Below are 1,095 nucleotides of genomic sequence, written 5' to 3'. Positions count from 1 at the left end.
CGAGCGGATCGCCGTCGGCGCGGTGTAGAACACGGTGACCTTGTGATCGTCGATCATCTTCCAGAAACGGCCAGCGTCCGGATAAGTCGGCACGCCCTCGAACACGACCTGCGTGCCGCCGCACGCGAGCGGCCCGTAGGTGATGTACGTATGGCCCGTGACCCAGCCGATGTCGGCCGTGCACCAGAACACATCCGTGGGTTTCCAGTCGAAGGTCCACTTCATCGTCTGCGCGGCCCACAGCAGGTAGCCGCCCGTGCTGTGCTGCACGCCCTTCGGCTTGCCGGTCGAGCCCGACGTATACAGGATGAACAGCGGATGCTCGGCGCCGACCCAGGTCGGCTCGCAGCGCTCGGATTCGCCGTCGGCGAGCTCGTGCATCCACAGGTCGCGCTGGGCATGCCAGTCGATCTTGCCGCCGGTGCGGCGATAGACGATCACGCTCTTGACCGCTTCGCAGCCGCCCATCGCGATCGCCTCGTCGGCGATGCTCTTGAGCGGCAGCGTCTTGCCGCCGCGGGCCTGCTCGTCGGCGGTGACGAGCGCGACCGCGCCGACGTCGACGAGGCGCTCGTTCAGCGATTTCGCGGAGAAGCCGCCGAACACGACCGAGTGCGTCGCGCCGATGCGCGCGCAGGCCTGCATCGCGACGATGCCCTCGATCGACATCGGCATGTAGATGACGACGCGATCGCCCTTGGCGATGCCGCGTTTCTTCAGCGCATTCGCGAAGCGCGACACGCGGGCGAGCAGGTCGGCATAGGTGACGCGGGTGACGGTGCCGTCGTCGGCCTCGAAGATCACCGCGACGCGCTCGCCGTTGCCGGCCTCGACGTGGCGGTCGAGGCAGTTGTACGACGCGTTCAGCTCGCCGTCGTCGAACCATTTGTAGAACGGCGCCTGGCTCTCGTCGAGCACCTTGGTGAACGGCTTGTGCCACGCGAGGCCCTCGCGCGCGAGGCGCGCCCAGAAGCCTTCGTAATCCTGCTCGGCCTCGGCGACGAGCGCGCGATAGGCCGGCATGCCGGAAATGGTCGCCGTCTTCTCGAGCGCCGCGGGCGGCGCGAACTGACGGGTTTCGTGAAGAACCGATTC

General features: G+C 67.5%; 1 protein-coding gene. It reads right to left on the bottom strand.

The features are described 5' to 3' along the window. On the bottom strand, positions 1–1,095 hold a 1,095-nt coding region (locus tag HWX09_RS33385), incomplete at both ends, for an AMP-binding protein (RefSeq protein WP_175888625.1).

It is taken from the genome of Burkholderia sp. BCC1208, assembly GCF_902833095.1.
In the GTDB taxonomy this organism is placed as follows: Bacteria; Pseudomonadota; Gammaproteobacteria; order Burkholderiales; family Burkholderiaceae; genus Burkholderia.
This window is presented reverse-complemented; position numbering and strand designations above follow the sequence as displayed.